Genomic DNA, 17470 nt, shown 5'->3' with positions numbered 1-17470 from the left:
GGGAAGGCCTTCGTCAGCCTTCGCCCGATTTCTTGCAAGCTTCGTGCCCGTCGAATCACGGGCGGGATGCACCAGCTTGGGGTGCGTGCGCTCAGGCGGCTTTCTCGACGTGCGCCTGGCGCGTGTAGAGGAAGTCGATGACCGCCTTGCGGTGCTGCTGGTACTGCGGATCGTCGGCCAGGGCGACGCGGTGGCGCGGGCGCGGCAGGTCGACGCTCAGCACCTCGCCGATGGTGGCGGCCGGCCCGTTGGTCATCATCACGATCTTGTCGGACAGCAGCACCGCCTCGTCCACGTCGTGCGTGACCATGACCACGGTGGCGTGGGTCTTGCCGACGATCTCCAGCAGCTCGTCCTGCAGCTTGGCGCGGGTGAGCGCGTCCAGCGCGCCGAAGGGCTCGTCCATCAGCAGCACCTTGGGCTCCATCGACAGCGCACGGGCAATGCCCACGCGCTGCTTCATGCCGCCCGAGATTTCGCCGGGGCGCTTCTGCGCGGCGGCCTTCAGGCCCACCAGTTCCAGCGCCGCATCGGTGCGCACCTTCAGCTGGATGCGGGTTTCGGTGCGGCCGAACACCCGCTCCACAGCCAGGAAGATGTTCTCGTAGCAGGTCAGCCAGGGCAGCAGCGAATGGTTCTGGAACACCACGGCGCGCTCGGGGCCAGGGCCAGCGATTTCCTTGTCGGCGCACAGCAGCACGCCGCTGGTGGGCGTGGTCAGGCCGGCGATCAGGTTCAGCAGTGTGGACTTGCCGCAGCCCGAGTGGCCGATCAGCGCGACGAACTCGCCTTTGGCGACGGAGAGGTTGATGTCCTTGAGCGCGGGGAACAGGCCCTTTCTGGTCTTGAAGGTCTGCTCGACGCCCTGGATGTCGATGTACTTCGTGTTCATGCTTTCACTTCCTCATAGGTGAAGAGAGAGGCCAGCTTGATGAGCGCGAACTCCAGCAGCAGGCCGACGATGCCGATCACGAAGATGGCGATGATGATGCTGGAGACGTTGAGGTTGTTCCACTCGTCCCAGACCCAGAAGCCGATGCCCACGCCGCCGGTCAGCATCTCCGCCGCTACGATCACCAGCCAGGCGGTGCCCACCGCCAGGCGCACGCCGGTCAGCAGGTAGGGCAGCACGGCGGGGAACAGGATCTTGGTGAAGATCTTCCACTCGCTGAGGTTGAGCACGCGGGCCACGTTCATGTAGTCCTGCGGCACGCGCTGCACGCCCACCGCGGTGTTGATGACCATGGGCCAGATCGAGCAGATGAAGATGGTCCAGATGGCGGCCGGGTTGGCGCCCTTGAACACCAGCAGACCGATGGGCAGCCAGGCCAGCGGCGAGACCGGGCGCAGCAGGCTGATGAGCGGGTTGAACATGCGCGAGAGGAAGACCGAGCGGCCGATGGCAAAGCCCGCCGGGATGCCCACCAGCGCCGCCATGCCGAAGCCGATGGCCACGCGCTGCAGCGAGGCCAGCACGTTCCAGCCCACGCCCTGGTCGTTCGGACCGTTGCGGTAGAACGGGTCGGAGAACACCTGCACCGCCTGCGCCCAGGTCTCGGCCGGTTTGGGTATGCCGCTGTTGGAGGTGGACGCGATGGCCTGCCAGACCAGCACGAGCACCGCCAGACCCAGCACCGGCGGCAGCACGGCCATCCAGAAGCTGCGCAGATCGACCGCGGGCTTTTTCGGAGCAGGGGGCGCTGCGGCGGGCCTGGCTTGAGAGGCGGTCATGGCTTTGGCGATCGGCGAGGTGGTGGGGCTGGCGGCGGGCGGGGCCGAAGCCTCCAGCGGCATGTGAAAAACAGCGGCGACCATGGTGGTGCTCCTTGTGAAGGGTCAGGCCTTGATGGCGAAGCCGTCGGCGTACTTGGCGGGGTCCTTGCCGTCCCACACCACGCCGTCCATCAGCTTGCTGCTGCGCATCGGGTCCTTGGGCACGCTGATGCCCATGGCGCCTGCGACGGACTTGTAGAGCTCGATCTGGTTGATCTGCTTCGCGATGCCGAGGTAGTCGGGGTGGCTCTTGATCAGGCCCCAGCGCTTGTGCTGGGTGAGGAACCACATGCCGTCGGACAGGTAGGGGAAGTTGACCTTGCCGTCGTTGAAGAACTTCATGTGGTTGGGGTCGTCCCAGGTCTTGCCCATGCCGTTCTGGTAACGGCCCAGAATGCGCTGGTTGATCGCGTCGACACCGGTGTTGATGTAGGCCTTCTGCGCCACGGTCTCGGCCATCTTCAGCTTGTTCTGCAGACCGGCATCGATCCACTTGCTGGCTTCGAGCACGGCCATCATCACGGCGCGCGTGGTGTTGGGGTACTTCTTGGTGAACTCGGCCGTGGTGCCCAGCACCTTTTCAGGGTGGTCCTTCCAGAGGTCCTGCGTGGTGTTGGCCGTGATGCCGATGCCGTCCATGATGGCGCGGTGGTTCCAGGGCTCGCCCACGCAGAAGCCGTCCATGTTGCCCACGCGCATGTTGGCCACCATCTGCGGCGGCGGCACGGTGATCAGCTTGGCGCCCGACAGCGGGTTGATGCCCGCGGCGGCCAGCCAGTAGTGCATCCACATGGCGTGGGTGCCGGTCGGGAAGGTGCCCGCGAAGGTGTACTCGCGTTTGTTGGCGGCCATGAACCTGGCCAGGGACGGGCCGTCCACCGCGCCCTTGTCGGCCAGCGCCTTGGACAGCGTGATCGCCTGGCCGTTGTTGTTCAGGCTCATCAGCACCGCCATGTCCTTCTTGGGGCCGGCCGTGCCCATGTGCACACCGTAGACCAGGCCATAGAGCACGTGGGCGAAGTCCAGCTCGCCGTTGACCAGCTTGTCGCGCACGCCGGCCCAGCTCGCCTCCTTGGTCGGCACGATGGTCACGCCGTATTTCTTGTCGAAGCCCAGCACGCTGGCCATCACCACGCTGGCGCAGTCGGTCAGCGGGATGAAACCGATCTTGACCTCGGTCTTCTCCGGCGCGTCGGAGCCGGCGGCCCAGACGCCGCTGTGGCCCAGGGTGGAGAAGACGGTGGCGGCGGCCGCGCCCTTCTTGATGAAGTCGCGGCGCGAGCCGCTGTCGGCGGCGGGCGCGGCGGCGGTCTCGGGTGTCGTGGCGCGGTGGTCGTTCATGCTCAACTCCTGTGAAGAAAAAAACCAAAAACTGAAACCGGAAAAACAAAACGGCGCCCATTCCAGGCCCCCCTGTCGGGGGCGAGAAATGGACGCCGTTGTCCTGAGTGTCCTGAGACGGTCGGGAGGGTGTGCCGCCATTGGCACGTCCCGTTGTCCATCCTTCAGCACGGACCGTGCCAGCTTGTTGCTCTGTGCCGCCGTGTTGGGGTAAGTTTTTGATTTGTATGTGTTTTTTGAAACGCTCAGTGAGGCGGTGGGGCGGCGGACGCCGTCGGGGTGGCTTCAAACTGGTGCGCTGTTGTGGTGCGGCACAGCTTTTGTGCGCCGCAGCAGGGCGGCTCAGCGCAGGCCCGGCGGCAGGATCTCGGCCATGGCCAGCACCGCCTGCGCCACGTCCACCAGGCGCCGGTTCTGGTTCATCGCCATCTGGCGCAGCGTCTTGTGCGCCTCGTGCTCGCTGAGCTGGCGGTGTGCCATCAGCAGGCCCTTGGCGCGTTCGACGATCTTGCGTTCGTTCAGGCTGGCACGGACCATGTCCAGCTCGTCACCCATCTGCTGCAGGCGCTGCGCCTGTTCGTGCACCAGTTCGAGGATCGAGCGTTCCACCTGCGGGCCGTAGGCCTGCACCGGGTGCCCCAGGTTCACCGGCGGCGCGGGGGCGGCCTGGCCTTCGTCGAAGAAGTCGCCGTGCTCGGGCAGGTCCTCGCCCAGCGACTCGGCGCGCTGCCACTTCTGGAAGTCGGCCAGGTCGCGGGTGGCGGCCGCCAGGCGCTGGTGGCACAGGGCCTCCAGCTCGGCGGCCAGCGCGTCCTCCACCGTCTTCATGGTGTCCATGCGGGCGGTGCAGGCGTCGAACCAGATCTGGCTCAGGCCGGTGTCCAGCGGGCCGCCGGGCAGCGAGGTGGCCAGGATGCGGCGCAGCCGCTCCAGCGAGGCCTGCGTGTCGTGCCGCTGCACGGCGGCCCAGGCCTCGCGCAGCGGCTCGCTGGCGAAGTCGGCGAACACCTGCAGGCAGCGTTCCTGCGAGTCGATCAGGTGCAGCAGGCGCTGCTGGCCGTCGGCCTGCGCGCAGCCCGCCGCAAACAGGGCCGAGCCGGTGGCGCGTTCCTGGCCGGCGAATTCCTTGCCCTGGATGAAGTTGAACAGGGCCACCAGGCGGCGCGAGATGTCGGGGTCCGAGGCGCTGTCGGCGGCCTCGAACACCACCGCCAGCAGGCCGTTGATCAGGCGGATGTAGCCGGCGGTGGCGCGTGCGGCGCTCCAGACCTGTGTCTGCACACGCAGGCGCAGCAGGGGCAGGGCGTCCAGGCCCTGCAGCACATAGGCGATGCGGCTGAACAGGCGGGCGCCGTTGCCGGCGCGCGGGGTCTCGGTGTCCAGGGTGTCGAAGGAGGCGCGCACCTCGGCCTGCAGCTCGTCGCAGCACGCCACCTGGGCCAGGCGCTCATCGGCCCAGTGCTGGCCTTGCGAGGCGAGGTACAGGTTGGACAGGCCGCGCTCGCGCTGCAGCGCATGGATGAAGCGGCCGGTGGCGTTGACCAGGGCGCTGGTCAGCGCCAGCTGTTGCAGGCCGGCGATTTCACAGCGCTTGGCGGCAATGAGGAAACAGAAGGCCGATTTCATGCCCCGGGGTGGCAGCAACATTCGTGCCGCCGCGCGGTGTGCACGACGCACCGACTGGTGGGTGAAACGGCGCCGCCTGTCAGCCCGGCGGGCTGGAGCCGGATGACGGCGGGGGATTCGGGTCCAATTCCGGGTTCGTGCGTTTTCCGGAAGCAGAGGGTGCCCATGGTGTGGTTGAAGCGAGGTGTGGCGTGGGCGGTGTTGTCCGCGGGTCTTCTGACCGCCTGTGGTGGTGGCCAGACAGACCAGGAGGCCAGCGCCCGGCAGCAGGCGGCCGGTGCTGGCGTGGTCGCGAGGACGACGTCTTCGACCGGCGGCGCAGACGCGGTGCCTGTCTCGCTCGGGGTGGCGAATGTGCGCAAGGCCGCTTCGGGCCGGGTGGCGGTGTTCCGCTTCTACAACACGGGCACGGGCGCGCACTTCTACACCACCAGCATCGAAGAGCGCGAGGCGGTGTACCGGACCGCGGCCCACATGAGCCCGGAGGGCGAGGCCTTCTACGCGGCCGGCGCCGCCGGAGCCGGGCTGAGCCCGGTGCACCGCTTCTACAACACGCAGACCGGTGTCCACTTCTACACCATCAGCGAGGCCGAGCGGGCCAATGTCGAGGCCAACCTCCCGCAGTTCACTTACGAGGGCATCGCCTACTACGCCAGCCAGACGCCAGCGGCCGGGTTCACGCCGCTCTACCGCTTCCTCGTGGTGCGCCAGGGCGTGCACTTCTACACCGCCAGCGAGGAAGAAAGCCTGCGCCTGCAGGCCACCATGACCGCGACGCACCGGTACGAAGGCGTGGGTTACCACGTGATGGTCTCGGCCTGCGCCAGCCCGCCTTGCGGCCCGACCGGCCCCAACCGGCCGCGGGTCTTCATTTCCCTGCACGGCAACAACCAGCTGGCCGACAACGCCGCGCTGGACGCACAGTGGACCTACGTGCGCCAGAACGCGCATGGCATCTGGGGCAACAACGCCAAGATCACGGACGAACAGAGCGCGAACCTCATCCGCAAGATGACCACGCGGAACCTGATCACCGAATACCCGGTGCCCCCGGGCACGTCTGCGTGGCTGCCGCTTCTCGCGTTCAACAACCTCCAGGTGCTCTACCCGGACATGGACCAGAGCCTCAACCCGGAGGCCATCGCCTTCTACACCAGCGACACCAGCCGCTGGAATGGTCGCACCGTGGCCCAGGCCGAAGCGATCTACACCGACCCCACCGCGCCGGCGAGCCGCCGCTACGGAGCCGTCTACACCGGCTGGCAGCCGCAGAACTTCGACCCCACCAACCCCCAGGTACATCTACGCGAATGCCAACGCGGTGCTGGCTTTCCGCAGCAGCAAAGGCACCTTCATCGAGTGTCCGCTGGGTGCCTGCACCAGCGGGAAGCTCGGCGAGGCGTTCCGCCGGGCGATCCGTGAGACCCACGTGCGCGGCCGGCCCTTCATCTGGTTTGCGAGCAATGCGTTCAGCACCAGCCCGGACTGGCTGGCCGCCTTTCAGGCGACCTACAACGCGATTGCGGCCGAAGGCCTGTGGCGGCCAGAGGACGCGATTGCCATCGTGAACTACGACGGCGTGTATCCCAAGCTGCCGGAAACCCTGGGCGGCGGTGTTGCCGCCGACACGTCGATGGGGCTGGCCTACTGGGCGCTCCAGCAGCGCGCCGCCGCCACCCCCTGACCGCGCCGCGCCCGGGGGGCGGCCGAAGCCCTTGTCAGGCCGGCGTCATGCCGTGCCGGCGCTTGAGGTCGGCGGTCTGCGGGCTGGCCAGGAAGTCAAGGAAGCCTTGCACGGCCCCGGCCTGGGTGCTCACGGTGGCGCGGGCCGCCGAGAAGGTGGTGACGATCTGCACGGCCTCGGGCAGACCGCCGATCACGTCGATGCCCGGAACCCCCGTCATTTCGCTGAGCTGCTGGAAGCCCAGCGCAACCTCGCCTTTGGCGATCAGCGACGCCACCGAGGTGCCTGGCGGCGGCGTGACGATGCGCGGTGCGATCTGCTGCGCAATGCCCCAGCGCTCGAACAGCTTCGCCAGTTGCACACCGCTGGGACCGGTGGAGTAGCCGAGCGTGGGCGCGGCCAGCACCGCGGCCTTGAGCGCGGCTTCGGTGGCGATGTCCGGGTGCGGGGTGCCGGCCGGCACGGCCACGGCCACGGCCGAGCGGACCATGTCGGTGCGGCTGTCGGCCGCCACGTGGCCGCTGACGGCCAGCTTCTCGATCGCGTCCGAGGCCAGGGCCACGATGTCGAAGGCCTCGCCGGCCACGACGCGTTTGGCCGCGTCGACGCCGCCGACCGAAGTGACGGCGACCATGGTGTCCGGCTGTTGCGCCGAATACGCGGCCACCAGGTCGGCCAGCAGGGCCTTGGTGGCCATGGAAGAGATCAGGGTCAGGGAAGTGGTCGGCATGGCGGCAAAGGGCTCGTGGGCGGAGCCCGCCAGCGTATCAAAGCCACTCTCGTCTGACCCGTGTCCGCGCGTTCTTTCTGTTATCAGGCCACGGCATGGACCGGCGCGGCCGCCGCTGCGACCGGGGGCGCTGAGGGCACCAGCTGCGCGCGCACCGACACCACCCCGCCGACCATGATCAGCGCTGGCGGGCGCACCTGGTGGCGCAGCGCCAGCGCGGGCAGCTCGGCCAGCGTGCCGGTGATGCAGCGTTCGTCGGGCAGGGTGGCCTTCTCGACCAGTGCGGCTGGCGTCTGCGGCGACAGGCCGTGGGCGATCAGCTGGCGGCAGATCTCGGGCAGGTTGTTCACACCCATGTAGAGCACCACGGTCTGGCGCGGGCGCGCGAGCATGGCCCAGTCCATGTCCAGGCCCTGGCCGTCGCGCAGGTGGCCGGTGGCCAGCACGAGGGAACAGGCGTGGTCGCGGTGGGTCAGCGGAATGCCGACCGAGGCCGCGGCACCCTGAGCGGCCGTGAGGCCGGGGACCACGGTGAACGGAATGCCCTCGGCGGCCAGGGCCTGGGCCTCTTCGCCGCCGCGGCCGAAGATGTAGCCGTCGCCGCCCTTGAGCCGCAACAGTGAGCGGCCGCTGCGCGCCAGTTGCACCATGAGTTCGATGATCGAGGCCTGGGGCAGGGTGTGGCGCGAGCTTTCCTTGCCGACATAGATGCGCTCGGCGTCGGGGCTCAGGTGTTCCAGCACCGCCGGGCTGACCAGGTGGTCGTACAGCACCAGCCGCGCCGCCTGCAGGGCCTTCACCGCCTTCACCGTCAGCAGATCCGGGTCGCCCGGGCCCGCGCCCACCAGCGTCACCGTGCCCGGAGGCGCTGCGCAGCCATCGGCATCGGCGGTCCGCGCGGGGGTGATCAGGTTGACCAGGTTCATGACTCGCTCCGTCGTGGGATGGCGGCCCGGCTGCATCGCCGGGACGTCCGTTGTTGTGAGGCCCATTGTTCGGACGCGACGGAGGACCGTCCTTGAACCAGTTCAAGGACAACGCCTGTGACCGGGCAGAGCATGTGCCTGCTCGCATCGGCCATGGACAGCAGCCGGGCGAGCGGGCACAGCGCCCCACCAGGGACGGCCACTTCAAACGCTGCTCCACGACGGAGAGAGAACATCATGAGATCCCGCACCACGATTCGCCTGACGATGCTGGCGATGGCGGCACTGATCGGCACCGGCGCGTTCGCGCAGGCGGCTGCAGACAAGAAGCTCAGCCCGGCGGAAGCCAACTACCAGGCCGGCGGATCGCCGCTGGTCAACGAGCCGATGTACCAGGCGACCAATCCCAAGGCGCCGCCGATGACGCAGGCCGAGTTCGACACCGCACGCAAGATTTACTTCGAGCGCTGCGCCGGCTGCCACGGCGTGCTGCGCAAGGGCGCCACCGGCAAACCGCTGACACCCGACATCACCATCGGCAAGGGCACGGACTACCTCAAGGTGTTCATCGCCTACGGCTCCCCGGCCGGCATGCCCAACTGGCAGACCAGCGGCGAGATGAGCGAGAAGGAAGTGGACCTGATGGCGCGCTACATCCAGCACGACGCGCCCACGCCGCCCGAATACAGCCTGGCCGACATGAAGGCCACCTGGAAGGTGATCGTCCCGCCCGAGAAGCGGCCGACGAAGAAGATGAACAACTACAACATCACCAACATCTTCAGCACCACGCTGCGGGACACGGGTGAGGTGGCGCTGATCGATGGCGACACCAAGCAGATCATCAACATCGTCAAGACCGGCTACGCGGTGCACATCTCGCGCCTGTCGGCCTCGGGTCGCTACCTGTTCGTGATCGGCCGCGACGCCAAGATCAACATGATCGACCTGTGGATGGAGAAGCCCGACAACGTGGCCGAGATCCGCACCGGCCTGGAAGCGCGCTCGGTCGAAACCAGCAAGTTCAAGGGCTTTGAAGACAAGTACGCGATCGCCGGTTCGTACTGGCCGCCCCAGTTCGTGATCATGAACGGCGACACGCTGGAGCCGCTGAAGATCGTGGCCACCCGAGGCAACACGGTCGACACGCAGGAGTACCACCCCGAGCCGCGCGTGGCCTCCATCGTGGGCAGCCACTACAAGCCCGAGTTCGTGGTGAACGTGAAGGAAACCGGGCAGACCCTGCTGGTGGACTACTCCAACATCGATGCGCTCAAGGTCACCACCATCGGCACCGCGCGCTTCCTGCACGACGGCGGCCTGGACTCGACCAAGCGCTACTTCATGGTGGCGGCCAACAACAGCAACAAGATCGCGGCGGTGGATCTGAAGGAAGGCAAGCTGACCAAGCTGATCGACGTGGGCAAGATCCCGCACCCGGGCCGTGGCGCCAACTTCGTGCACCCGACCTACGGGCCCGTGTGGTCCACCGGCCACCTGGGCGACGAGACCATCTCGCTGATCGGCACCGACCCGGTCAAGCACCCCAAGAATGCCTGGAAGGTGGTGCAGACCCTCAAGGGCCAGGGCGGCGGCGCGCTCTTTATCAAGAGCCACCCGAAGAGCAGGCACCTGTACTCGGACACCCCGCTCAACCCCGATCCGAAGATCTCGCAATCGGTCGCGGTGTACGACATCGACAACCTGGAGAAGGGCTACACCGTGCTGCCGATCGCCGATTGGGCGGGCATCAAGGACGACGGCGCCAAGCGCGTCGTGCAGCCCGAGTTCAACCGGGCCGGCGACGAGGTCTGGTTCTCGGTGTGGAGCGCCAAGAACAAGGAGAGCGCGCTGGTGATCGTGGACGACAAGACGCTCAAGCTCAAGGCCGTGATCAAGGACCCGCGCCTGATCACGCCGACCGGGCACTTCAACGTGCACAACACCCAACACGATGTGTATTGAGGGCACCCCCCTGCGCCGCTGACGCGGCTTCCCCCCTCCGTGGCGCGCCTGCGGCGCTTCGAGGGGGGACGGCCCCTGCGACCCGGCAAAGCCGGTTCCGCGGGGCCCCTGGGTGAAGTCATTTCGTCTTCGTTGTTTTTCTTCTGGAGAACTTCATGAGAGTGTTTGTTTCTGCTGTAGCGGCTGCTGTGCTTGCGCTGGGTTCCGGCGCTGCCTTCGCCGACGGCGAGGCGGCCATGAACAAGGCCGGGTGCATGGCCTGCCATGCCAAGGACAAGAAGCTGGTCGGGCCTTCGTTCAAGGACATTGCGGCCAAGTACAAGGGCCAGGATGTCACGGCCAAGCTGTTCGACAAGGTGCGCAAGGGCGGGTCCGGCGTGTTCGGCCCCATCCCCATGTCGCCCAACGGGCCCGACAAGATCGCCGACCCCGACCTCAAGGACGCCATCGCGGTGATCCTCAAGTCCTGATCCGGGAGGCCTGCCGTGCTGCGTACCGCTTCCATCCTGTCCGCGCTGTTGCTGGGGCCTGTGCTGGCCTTCGCGCAGTCGGAGCCTTCGCCCGAGGCCTCGCGTTCGCGGGAGCTGGTGCGCATGGTGCGGCAGGACTGCGGTTCGTGCCACGGCATGCGCCTGACCGGCGGCCTCGGCCCGGCGCTGACGCGCGAGGCCCTGGCCGACTTTCCCCTCGACAGCCTGGCCGCCGTGATCTTCCACGGCCGGCCAGGCACCCCCATGCCGCCCTGGAAGGCGATGCTCAGCGAGCCCGAGGCGCGCTGGATCGCGCTGCGCCTGCAGCAGGGCTTTCCTGAAGAAGTGGTGAAAACGCCATGAAGCGCCGTGAATGGCTGGCCGCTGCGGCCACCCTCTCGTCCATCGCCGCCGTGGGCGGCCTCACCGGTTGCGCCGCGCCCGTGCTGCGCGGCACCGGCGACCTGGGCGTGGTCATCGGCCGCGCCAACGGCACGCTGTATCTGGTGGACACCTCCACCCGCGCGCTGATTGGCGAGGTGCCCGGCCTGGGCGACCTCTCGCACGCCTCGGTGGTGTTCTCGCGCGACGGGCGCTTTGCCTATGTGTTCGGGCGCGACGGCGCGCTCACCATGGTCGATCTGCTCACTCAGCGGATTGCCAAGCGCGTGATGCAGGCCGGCAACTCCATCGGTGGCGCCATCAGCGCCGACGGCACCCTGGTGGCGGCGCAGAACTACACGCCCGGCGGCGTGAAGGTGTTCGACGCGCGCACACTGGAACTTGTCGCCGACATTCCGGCCGAATACGCGCCCGGCAAGCTGTCCCGCGTGGTCGGCCTCGTCGACCTGCCGGGCCGGCGTTTCGCCTACAGCCTGTTCGACGCCGACGCGATCTGGGTCACCGACTGTTCGGACCCGAAGAAGGTCACCACACAGAAATTCGACGGCATCGGCCGCCAGCCCTACGACGCGCTGGTCACGCCCGATGGCCGTCACTACATCGCCGGCCTGTTCGGCGAAGACGGTCTGGCCATGGTCGACCTCTGGGCCGACCAGCCCCAGGTGCGCCGCATCCTCGGCGGTTACGGCAAGGGCCAGGAGCCGCTGCCGGTCTACAAGATGCCGCACCTGCGCGGCTGGGCCGTGGCCGGGCGCCGCGCCTACCTGCCCGCCATCGGCCGGCACGAGGTGCTGGTGGTCGACACCGACAACTGGCAGGAAGTCGGCCGCATCCCGGTCGCCGGCCAGCCGGTGTTCGTGATGGCGCGGCCCGACGGCCGCCAGGTCTGGGTCAACTTCTCGGTGCCCGATTACCACCGCGTGCAGGTCATCGACACCCAGCGCCAGCAGATCGTGCAGACCCTGGAGCCGGGCAAGGCCGTGCTGCACATGGAGTTCACGCCGCGTGGCGACACCGTGTGGATCAGCAGCCGCGACGAGAACCGCGTGAGCGTGATCGACACGCAGACCTTCGCCACCCGCGCGCGGCTTGACGTGCCCGCGCCCAGTGGCATCTTCTTCACCTCGCGCGCCGCGCGCATGGGGTTCTGAGCCGTGGACGCCGCGATGAACGCCGACCTGCGCCTGCTCAACGACTGGCAGCACGGCTTCCCGCTGTGCCGCGATCCCTTCGGTGTGCTCGCAGCGCAGACCGGACTGGACCGGGAAGAGGTGCTGGCGCAGTTGCAGGCCGCGCAGGACGATGGCCGCATCAGCCGCATCGGCGGCGTGTTCGCCCACGGCAGCGGTGGTGATGCGGTGCTGGCCGCCATGGCCGTGCCGCCGCACCGCATCGAGGCCGTGGCCGCCGCCGTCTCGGCCCATCCGGGCGTGAACCACAACTACCTGCGCGAACATCACCACAACCTCTGGTTCGTGATGACCGGCGCCGACCGGCACGCCGTCGAGATGGGCGTGAGCGCGCTGGAGCACGCCACCGGGCTGCCCGCCCTGCGGCTGCGCATGGTCCGGCCCTACCGCATCGATCTGGGCTTCGATCTGTGCGGCGACACCGCGCACCAGCCCATGCGCGCCACCGCCGCCGTGGCCTCACTCGCGCCGTTGCCCTCCAGCCAGTGGCCGCTCGCGCGCCGCGTCGAGGCCGGCCTGCCGCTGGTGGAGCGCCCCTATGCCCAGTGGGCCTACGAACTCGGTGGCGACGAGGACGGTGTGACCGAGCGCATCGGGCAGTGGCTGGCCGAGGGCCGGCTCAAGCGCTTCGGTGTCGTGGTACGCCACCACGAACTGGGTTTTTCAGCCAACGCCATGACGGTGTTCGACGTGCCCGACGAGCGCGTGGACGCCTGCGGCCAGGCGCTGGCCGAACAGGCGGGCGTGACCCTGGCCTACCGCCGCACGCGCGCCGAGGGCTGGCCCTACAACCTCTACGCGATGGTGCACGGCACGAACCGCGAGGCGGTCATGGCCGTGATCGAGCGTGTGACCCACGCCGCCGGTCTGGCGAGCCATCCGCGCGAGGTGCTGTTCTCCACCCGCCGCTTCAAGCAGACCGGCGCACGCCGCTTCCGCGGCTGGAGCGTCGCGCCCGCCGCAGCCCCTTTGCCGGAGGTGCCCCATGGCTTCGCCCGATGACCTGCGCCTGATCGACCGCCTGCACGGAGGCTTTCCGCTCTGCGACCGGCCCTTTGCCGAGGTCGCCGCCACACTGGGCTGCACCGAGGACATGCTGATCGACCGCCTGCAGCGCCTGCTGGCGCACGGCGACCTCACGCGCTTCGGTCCGCTGTTCCAGATCGAACGCGCCGGTGGCCGCTTCGTGCTGGCCGCCATGGCCGTGCCTGAGGAGCGCTTCGATGCGGTGGCCGCGCAGCTGGGGGCGATGCCCGAGATCGCCCACAACTACCGCCGCGAGTCGGCCCACCCCGACCAGCCCGGCGCCACGCCGCTGAACATGTGGTTCGTGATCGCGGTCGAACACGCCGACCAGGTGGACCGCGTGACCCAGGACATCGAGGCCATGACCGGCCTGCCGGTCTACGCCTTTCCCAAGGAGCGCGAGTTCTTTGTCGAACTGCGCCTGCCCCTGCTGCCCGGAGGCCACCATGTCCCTGGATGAACTGGACCGCCGCATCATCCGCGCCACCCAGTCGGGCCTGCCGCTGGTGCCCCGCCCCTACGAGGCCGTGGGCGCGGCGCTGGGCATCAGCGGCGAACAGGTGCGCGAGCGCCTGCAGGCCATGCTGGAAGAAGGCCTGGTCCGCCGCATTGGCGCCGTGCCCAACCACTACCGCCTGGGCTTCACCGCCAACGGCATGAGCGTGTGGGACGTGGCCGACGAACGCGTCGACGAACTCGGCGAACGCATCGGCCAGCTGCCCTTCGTGAGCCACTGCTACCGCCGCCCGAGAAAGCCGCCGGTCTGGCCGTACAACCTGTTCGCCATGCTGCACGGCCGCTCGCGCGACGAGGTCGAGGCCCAGGCGCAGCAGGTCGCGGCGCTGCTCGGCGGCGCCTGCCGCGCGCACGACATCCTCTATTCCACCGCCATCCTCAAGAAGACAGGATTGCGGATTTCCGAAAGCTGAGAACCATGTTCCGCATCAGCCAGTACATGCGCGAACTCGCGCAAGCCGAACAGACCGGGCAGTGGCCCGCCGCCAGCCGCCGCGGGTCGGGCACGCCGCCCGGACCCGTCGTGATCTGGAACCTCATCAGACGCTGCAACCTCACCTGCAAACACTGCTACGCACTCTCGGCCGACCACGACTACACGGGTGAACTGAGCGGCGACGAGGTGGCCACGGTGATGGACGACCTCAAGGCGTTTCGCGTGCCGGTGCTCATCCTCTCGGGTGGCGAGCCGCTGATGCGGCCGGACCTCTTCGAGATCGCCGAGCGCGCCAAACGCATGGGCTTCTACACCGGCCTGTCCACCAACGGCACGCTGATCGACGCGCCCATGGCCGACCGCATCGCCGCGCAGGGTTTCGACTACGTGGGCATCAGCCTGGACGGCCTGCGCGAGACGCACGACAAGTTCCGCCGGCTTGAAGGCGCCTTCGACCGCAGCCTGGCGGCGGTGCGCCTGCTGCGCGAGCGCGGCGTCAAGGTCGGCCTGCGCTACACCATGACCGCGATGAACGCACACGACTTCGCGCCGCTGCTCGACCTGATGCGCGCCGAACGGGTCAACAAGTTCTATTTCTCGCACCTGAACTACGCGGGCCGCGGCAACATCCACCGCGGCAAGGACGCGCAGTTCCAGTCCACCCGCGACGCGCTGGACCGGCTCTACGACCGCGCCTGGCAGGCCGCTTGCGAAGGTCTGGACGAGGAGTACGTGACCGGCAACAACGACGCCGACGGCCCCTACCTGCTGCAGTGGGTGGCGCAGCGCTTCCCGCGCTGGACCGAGGCCCTGCGCGAACGCCTGGTGGCCTGGGGCGGCAACGCCAGCGGCGTGAACGTCGCCAACATCGACAACCTCGGCGAGGTCCACCCCGACACCATGTGGTGGCACCATGCCCTGGGCAATGTGCGCCAGCGGCCGTTCTCGCAGATCTGGATGGACACGTCCGACCCGCTGATGGCCGGGCTCAAGGCCAGCCCGCGCCCGGTGGAAGGGCGCTGCGCGAAATGCCAGCACTTCGCCATCTGCGGCGGCAACACCCGCACGCGGGCGCAGCAGCTGACCGGCAACGCCTGGGCCGAGGACCCGGGCTGCTACCTGAGCGACGAAGAGATCGGTCTGCCGGCCGGTGACGCCACGGCGTCCACCCACCGCACGACCATCCTGATGAAGGAGGTGGACCATGTCTGAACCCGCGAACCGCTGGACCGAACGTCTGGCCAACACCGCACGCGCCGCGCTGGTGCTGGGCCTGTGCTGGATGGGCGTGGACATGGCCGGCGCGCAGACCATCGACGCCAAGGCCCTGTACCAGCAGAACTGCGCGGCCTGCCATGGCGAGCAGCGCACCGGCGCCATGGGCCCGGCCCTGCTGCCCGAAAGCCTGGAGCGCCTGCGCCCGGCCGAGGCGCTGAAGGTCATCCAGCACGGCCGCCCCGCGACGCAGATGCCGGGCTTTGCCCAGCAGCTCAGCGCCGAAGAGATCAGCGCGCTGGCGGCCCACATCCGCACCCCGGTGCTGCCTGCACCGCGCTGGACCGAGGCCGACATCCGCGCCTCGCGCACCTTCAACGAAGTGCCCAAGGGCGAGCCGGCGAAGCCGCTGTGGTCCGCCGACCCGATGAACCTGTTCGTGGTCGTCGAAGGGGGTGACCACCACATCAGCCTGCTCGACGGCGACCGGTTCGAGGTCATCACCCGCTTTGCCAGCCGCTTCGCGCTGCACGGCGGCCCCAAGTTCACGCCCGATGGGCGCTACGTGTTCTTCGGCTCGCGCGACGGCTGGATCACCAAGTACGACCTCTGGCGCCTGCGCGTGGTGGCCGAGGTGCGCGCCGGCCTGAACATGCGCAACGTGGCGGTGAGCGGCGACGGCCAATGGGTCATGGCCGCCAACTACCTGCCGCACAGCGTGGTGCTGTTCGACGCCGACCTGAACCTCCGGCAGACCTACGCCGCAGCCACGCTGGACGGCAAGGCCACATCGCGCGTCTCGGCGGTGTACGACGCCACGCCACGCAACAGCTTTGTGGTGGCGCTCAAGGACATTCCCGAGCTCTGGGAAATCTCTTACGACCCGAAGGCCGCGCCGATCTACGACGGCCTCGTGCACGACTACAAGATGGGCGAGGCGATTGCCAAACCGGGCTTCCTGGGTGTGCGCCGCACGCCGCTGGAGGAGCCGCTGGACGACTTCTTCTTCGACCAGAGCTACCGCCATGTGCTGGGGGCCACACGGCCGAAAACCGGCGACGGCGCCGCCACCGCACAGGTGGTCAACCTCGACGTGCGCCGCAAGATCGCCGACCTGCCCATCGCCGGCATGCCGCACCTGGGCTCGGGCATCACCTTTGCGTGGAACGGCAGCACCGTGCTGGCCTCTCCGAATTTGAAAGGCGGCGCCATCGACGTGATCGACATGAAGACCTGGAAGCCGGTCGCCACCATCCCCACGCCCGGTCCGGGCTTCTTCATGCGCAGCCACGAGAACAGCCGCTATGCTTGGACCGACTCGATGATGAGCCCGACCGCCAAGGACACCATGACCCTCATCGACAAGACCACGCTGCAGCCCGTGGCCACGGTGAAGGAGCCCGGCAAGACCCTGGCCCACATCGAGTTCACCAAGGACGGCAAGTACGCACTGGCCAGCGTCTGGGAAATGGACGGCGCGCTGATCGTCTACGACGCCGCCACCTTCAAGGAAGTCAAGCGCCTGCCCATGAGCAAGCCGGTGGGCAAGTACAACGTATGGAACAAGATCACGCGCTCCGAGGGCACCTCGCATTGACGTCGGCGGTTCATCATGAGCCGCGCCTGGCCGGCGACGGTGTGGTCTGGTTGCTGGTGCTGGCCGAGCTGCTGACCTTTGGTCTGCTCTTCGTCTCGTTCGCGGTCACCCGCCACCTGCAACCCGAGGTGTTCGGCCCCGGCCAGGCCGCATTGAGCCTGCACACCGGGGCCCTCAACACCCTGCTGCTGGTGGCGGCCAGCTGGGCCGCCGTGCGCGCGGTGCGCTGCTTTGAAGCGGACCAGGGCCGGGCGGGCGCGCACTGGCTGCTGGCCGCGCTGGCGGGCGCCATCGGCTTCCTGGTCGTCAAGACCCACGAGTTCGCGGGCAAGGTGCAGCAAGGGTTCGACTGGGCCACCGATTCGTTCACGCTGCTCTACACCCTGCTCACCGGCTTCCACTACCTGCACGTGCTGGTGGGCGCCATCGTGTTCGCCGTGCTCTGGTTCAAGGCCCGCGCCGGCACCTACGGGCGGGCCAACCACATGGGCCCGGCCTCGGGCGCGGTGTTCTGGCACATGGTCGACCTGCTGTGGATGGTGCTGTTCCCGCTGGTCTACGTCATCCGCTGAA

18 protein-coding genes are annotated in these 17470 nt (G+C 68.3%); 12 read left to right on the top strand and 6 right to left on the bottom strand.

From position 1 onward, the window contains the following. Window positions 1-91: 91 nt before the first annotated feature. From BC358_RS18475 to BC358_RS18460, 4 genes are all read right to left on the bottom strand, one after another. On the bottom strand, window positions 92-892 hold the full coding sequence (locus BC358_RS18475) for an ABC transporter ATP-binding protein (RefSeq protein WP_079366957.1): 801 nt from the start codon (window positions 890-892) through the stop codon (window positions 92-94). After that, the gene (gene ntrB, locus BC358_RS18470) at window positions 889-1815 is read right to left on the bottom strand and encodes a nitrate ABC transporter permease (protein WP_079366956.1); all 927 of its coding nucleotides are present in this window, start codon (window positions 1813-1815) and stop codon (window positions 889-891) included. Before ntrB ends, BC358_RS18475 begins: the two co-directional genes overlap by 4 nt. Before the next feature lie 21 nt (window positions 1816-1836). Continuing rightward, the gene (locus BC358_RS18465) at window positions 1837-3114 is read right to left on the bottom strand and encodes a CmpA/NrtA family ABC transporter substrate-binding protein (protein ID WP_143434364.1); all 1278 of its coding nucleotides are present in this window, start codon (window positions 3112-3114) and stop codon (window positions 1837-1839) included. 342 nt (window positions 3115-3456) lie between these two features. Next, window positions 3457-4740 carry a nitrate regulatory protein gene (locus tag BC358_RS18460; protein WP_079366955.1) on the bottom strand — a complete coding sequence of 428 codons (1284 nt, stop codon included), beginning with the start codon at window positions 4738-4740 and terminating at the stop codon, window positions 3457-3459. A 201-nt stretch (window positions 4741-4941) separates the two neighbouring features. On the opposite strand from BC358_RS18460, the gene BC358_RS18455 reads away from it, so the two are divergent. Together BC358_RS18455 and BC358_RS18450 are read left to right on the top strand one after the other, a co-directional pair. Continuing rightward, window positions 4942-6162 carry a hypothetical protein gene (locus BC358_RS18455; protein ID WP_143434363.1) on the top strand — a complete coding sequence of 407 codons (1221 nt, stop codon included), beginning with the start codon at window positions 4942-4944 and terminating at the stop codon, window positions 6160-6162. Window positions 6163-6169: 7 nt separating this feature from the next. After that, window positions 6170-6424, top strand: coding sequence for a hypothetical protein (locus BC358_RS18450; RefSeq protein WP_079366953.1), 255 nt, complete (start codon window positions 6170-6172; stop codon window positions 6422-6424). 34 nt (window positions 6425-6458) lie between these two features. Here BC358_RS18450 and BC358_RS18445 read toward each other — a convergent pair whose 3' ends face one another. Both BC358_RS18445 and cobA read right to left on the bottom strand, forming a co-directional pair. Next, window positions 6459-7154, bottom strand: a complete 696-nt coding sequence (locus tag BC358_RS18445; RefSeq protein ID WP_079366952.1) for a substrate-binding domain-containing protein — start codon at window positions 7152-7154, stop codon at window positions 6459-6461. A gap of 83 nt (window positions 7155-7237) precedes the next feature. Continuing rightward, entirely contained in the window at window positions 7238-8080 is an 843-nt protein-coding gene (cobA, locus tag BC358_RS18440) for a uroporphyrinogen-III C-methyltransferase (protein WP_066149978.1), read from the bottom strand. A gap of 237 nt (window positions 8081-8317) precedes the next feature. Here cobA and BC358_RS18435 point away from each other — a divergent pair, with 237 nt between their 5' ends. From BC358_RS18435 to BC358_RS18390, 10 genes are all read left to right on the top strand, one after another. Continuing rightward, on the top strand, window positions 8318-10045 hold the full coding sequence (locus BC358_RS18435) for a nitrite reductase (RefSeq protein ID WP_079366951.1): 1728 nt from the start codon (window positions 8318-8320) through the stop codon (window positions 10043-10045). Between the two features lie 155 nt (window positions 10046-10200). Then, window positions 10201-10515 (top strand): c-type cytochrome, encoded by a 315-nt coding sequence (locus tag BC358_RS18430; RefSeq protein WP_079366950.1) that lies wholly within the window; start codon window positions 10201-10203, stop codon window positions 10513-10515. A gap of 15 nt (window positions 10516-10530) precedes the next feature. Next, complete coding sequence (locus tag BC358_RS18425) at window positions 10531-10878, top strand: cytochrome c (RefSeq protein ID WP_079366949.1); 348 nt, start codon at window positions 10531-10533, stop codon at window positions 10876-10878. Beyond that, on the top strand, window positions 10875-12068 hold the full coding sequence (locus tag BC358_RS18420) for a cytochrome D1 domain-containing protein (RefSeq protein WP_079366948.1): 1194 nt from the start codon (window positions 10875-10877) through the stop codon (window positions 12066-12068). The genes BC358_RS18425 and BC358_RS18420 overlap by 4 nt, the downstream gene beginning before the upstream one ends. 15 nt (window positions 12069-12083) lie before the next feature. Continuing rightward, window positions 12084-13109: an Lrp/AsnC family transcriptional regulator gene (locus tag BC358_RS18415; RefSeq protein WP_079366947.1), complete on the top strand. Its 1026-nt coding sequence runs from the start codon at window positions 12084-12086 to the stop codon at window positions 13107-13109. Further along, window positions 13093-13593, top strand: a complete 501-nt coding sequence (locus tag BC358_RS18410) for an Lrp/AsnC family transcriptional regulator (RefSeq protein ID WP_066149994.1) — start codon at window positions 13093-13095, stop codon at window positions 13591-13593. The genes BC358_RS18415 and BC358_RS18410 overlap by 17 nt, the downstream gene beginning before the upstream one ends. Then, a complete protein-coding gene (locus BC358_RS18405) occupies window positions 13580-14062 on the top strand; it encodes an AsnC family transcriptional regulator (protein WP_079366946.1) in 483 nt (160 codons plus the stop codon). Before BC358_RS18410 ends, BC358_RS18405 begins: the two co-directional genes overlap by 14 nt. A gap of 5 nt (window positions 14063-14067) precedes the next feature. Continuing rightward, window positions 14068-15297, top strand: a complete 1230-nt coding sequence (gene nirJ, locus BC358_RS18400) for a heme d1 biosynthesis radical SAM protein NirJ (protein WP_079366945.1) — start codon at window positions 14068-14070, stop codon at window positions 15295-15297. A gap of 70 nt (window positions 15298-15367) precedes the next feature. After that, window positions 15368-16897 carry a nitrite reductase gene (locus BC358_RS18395; protein WP_256861589.1) on the top strand — a complete coding sequence of 510 codons (1530 nt, stop codon included), beginning with the start codon at window positions 15368-15370 and terminating at the stop codon, window positions 16895-16897. Continuing rightward, window positions 16894-17469 (top strand): cytochrome c oxidase subunit 3, encoded by a 576-nt coding sequence (locus BC358_RS18390; protein WP_256861577.1) that lies wholly within the window; start codon window positions 16894-16896, stop codon window positions 17467-17469. The genes BC358_RS18395 and BC358_RS18390 overlap by 4 nt, the downstream gene beginning before the upstream one ends. Window position 17470: the final 1 nt, after the last annotated feature.

This window comes from Hydrogenophaga sp. H7, from assembly GCF_002025745.1.
GTDB lineage: Bacteria > Pseudomonadota > Gammaproteobacteria > Burkholderiales > Burkholderiaceae_C > Hydrogenophaga > Hydrogenophaga pseudoflava.
Note: the sequence above shows the minus strand (reverse complement) of the source record. Positions and strands in the feature narration are given on the sequence as shown.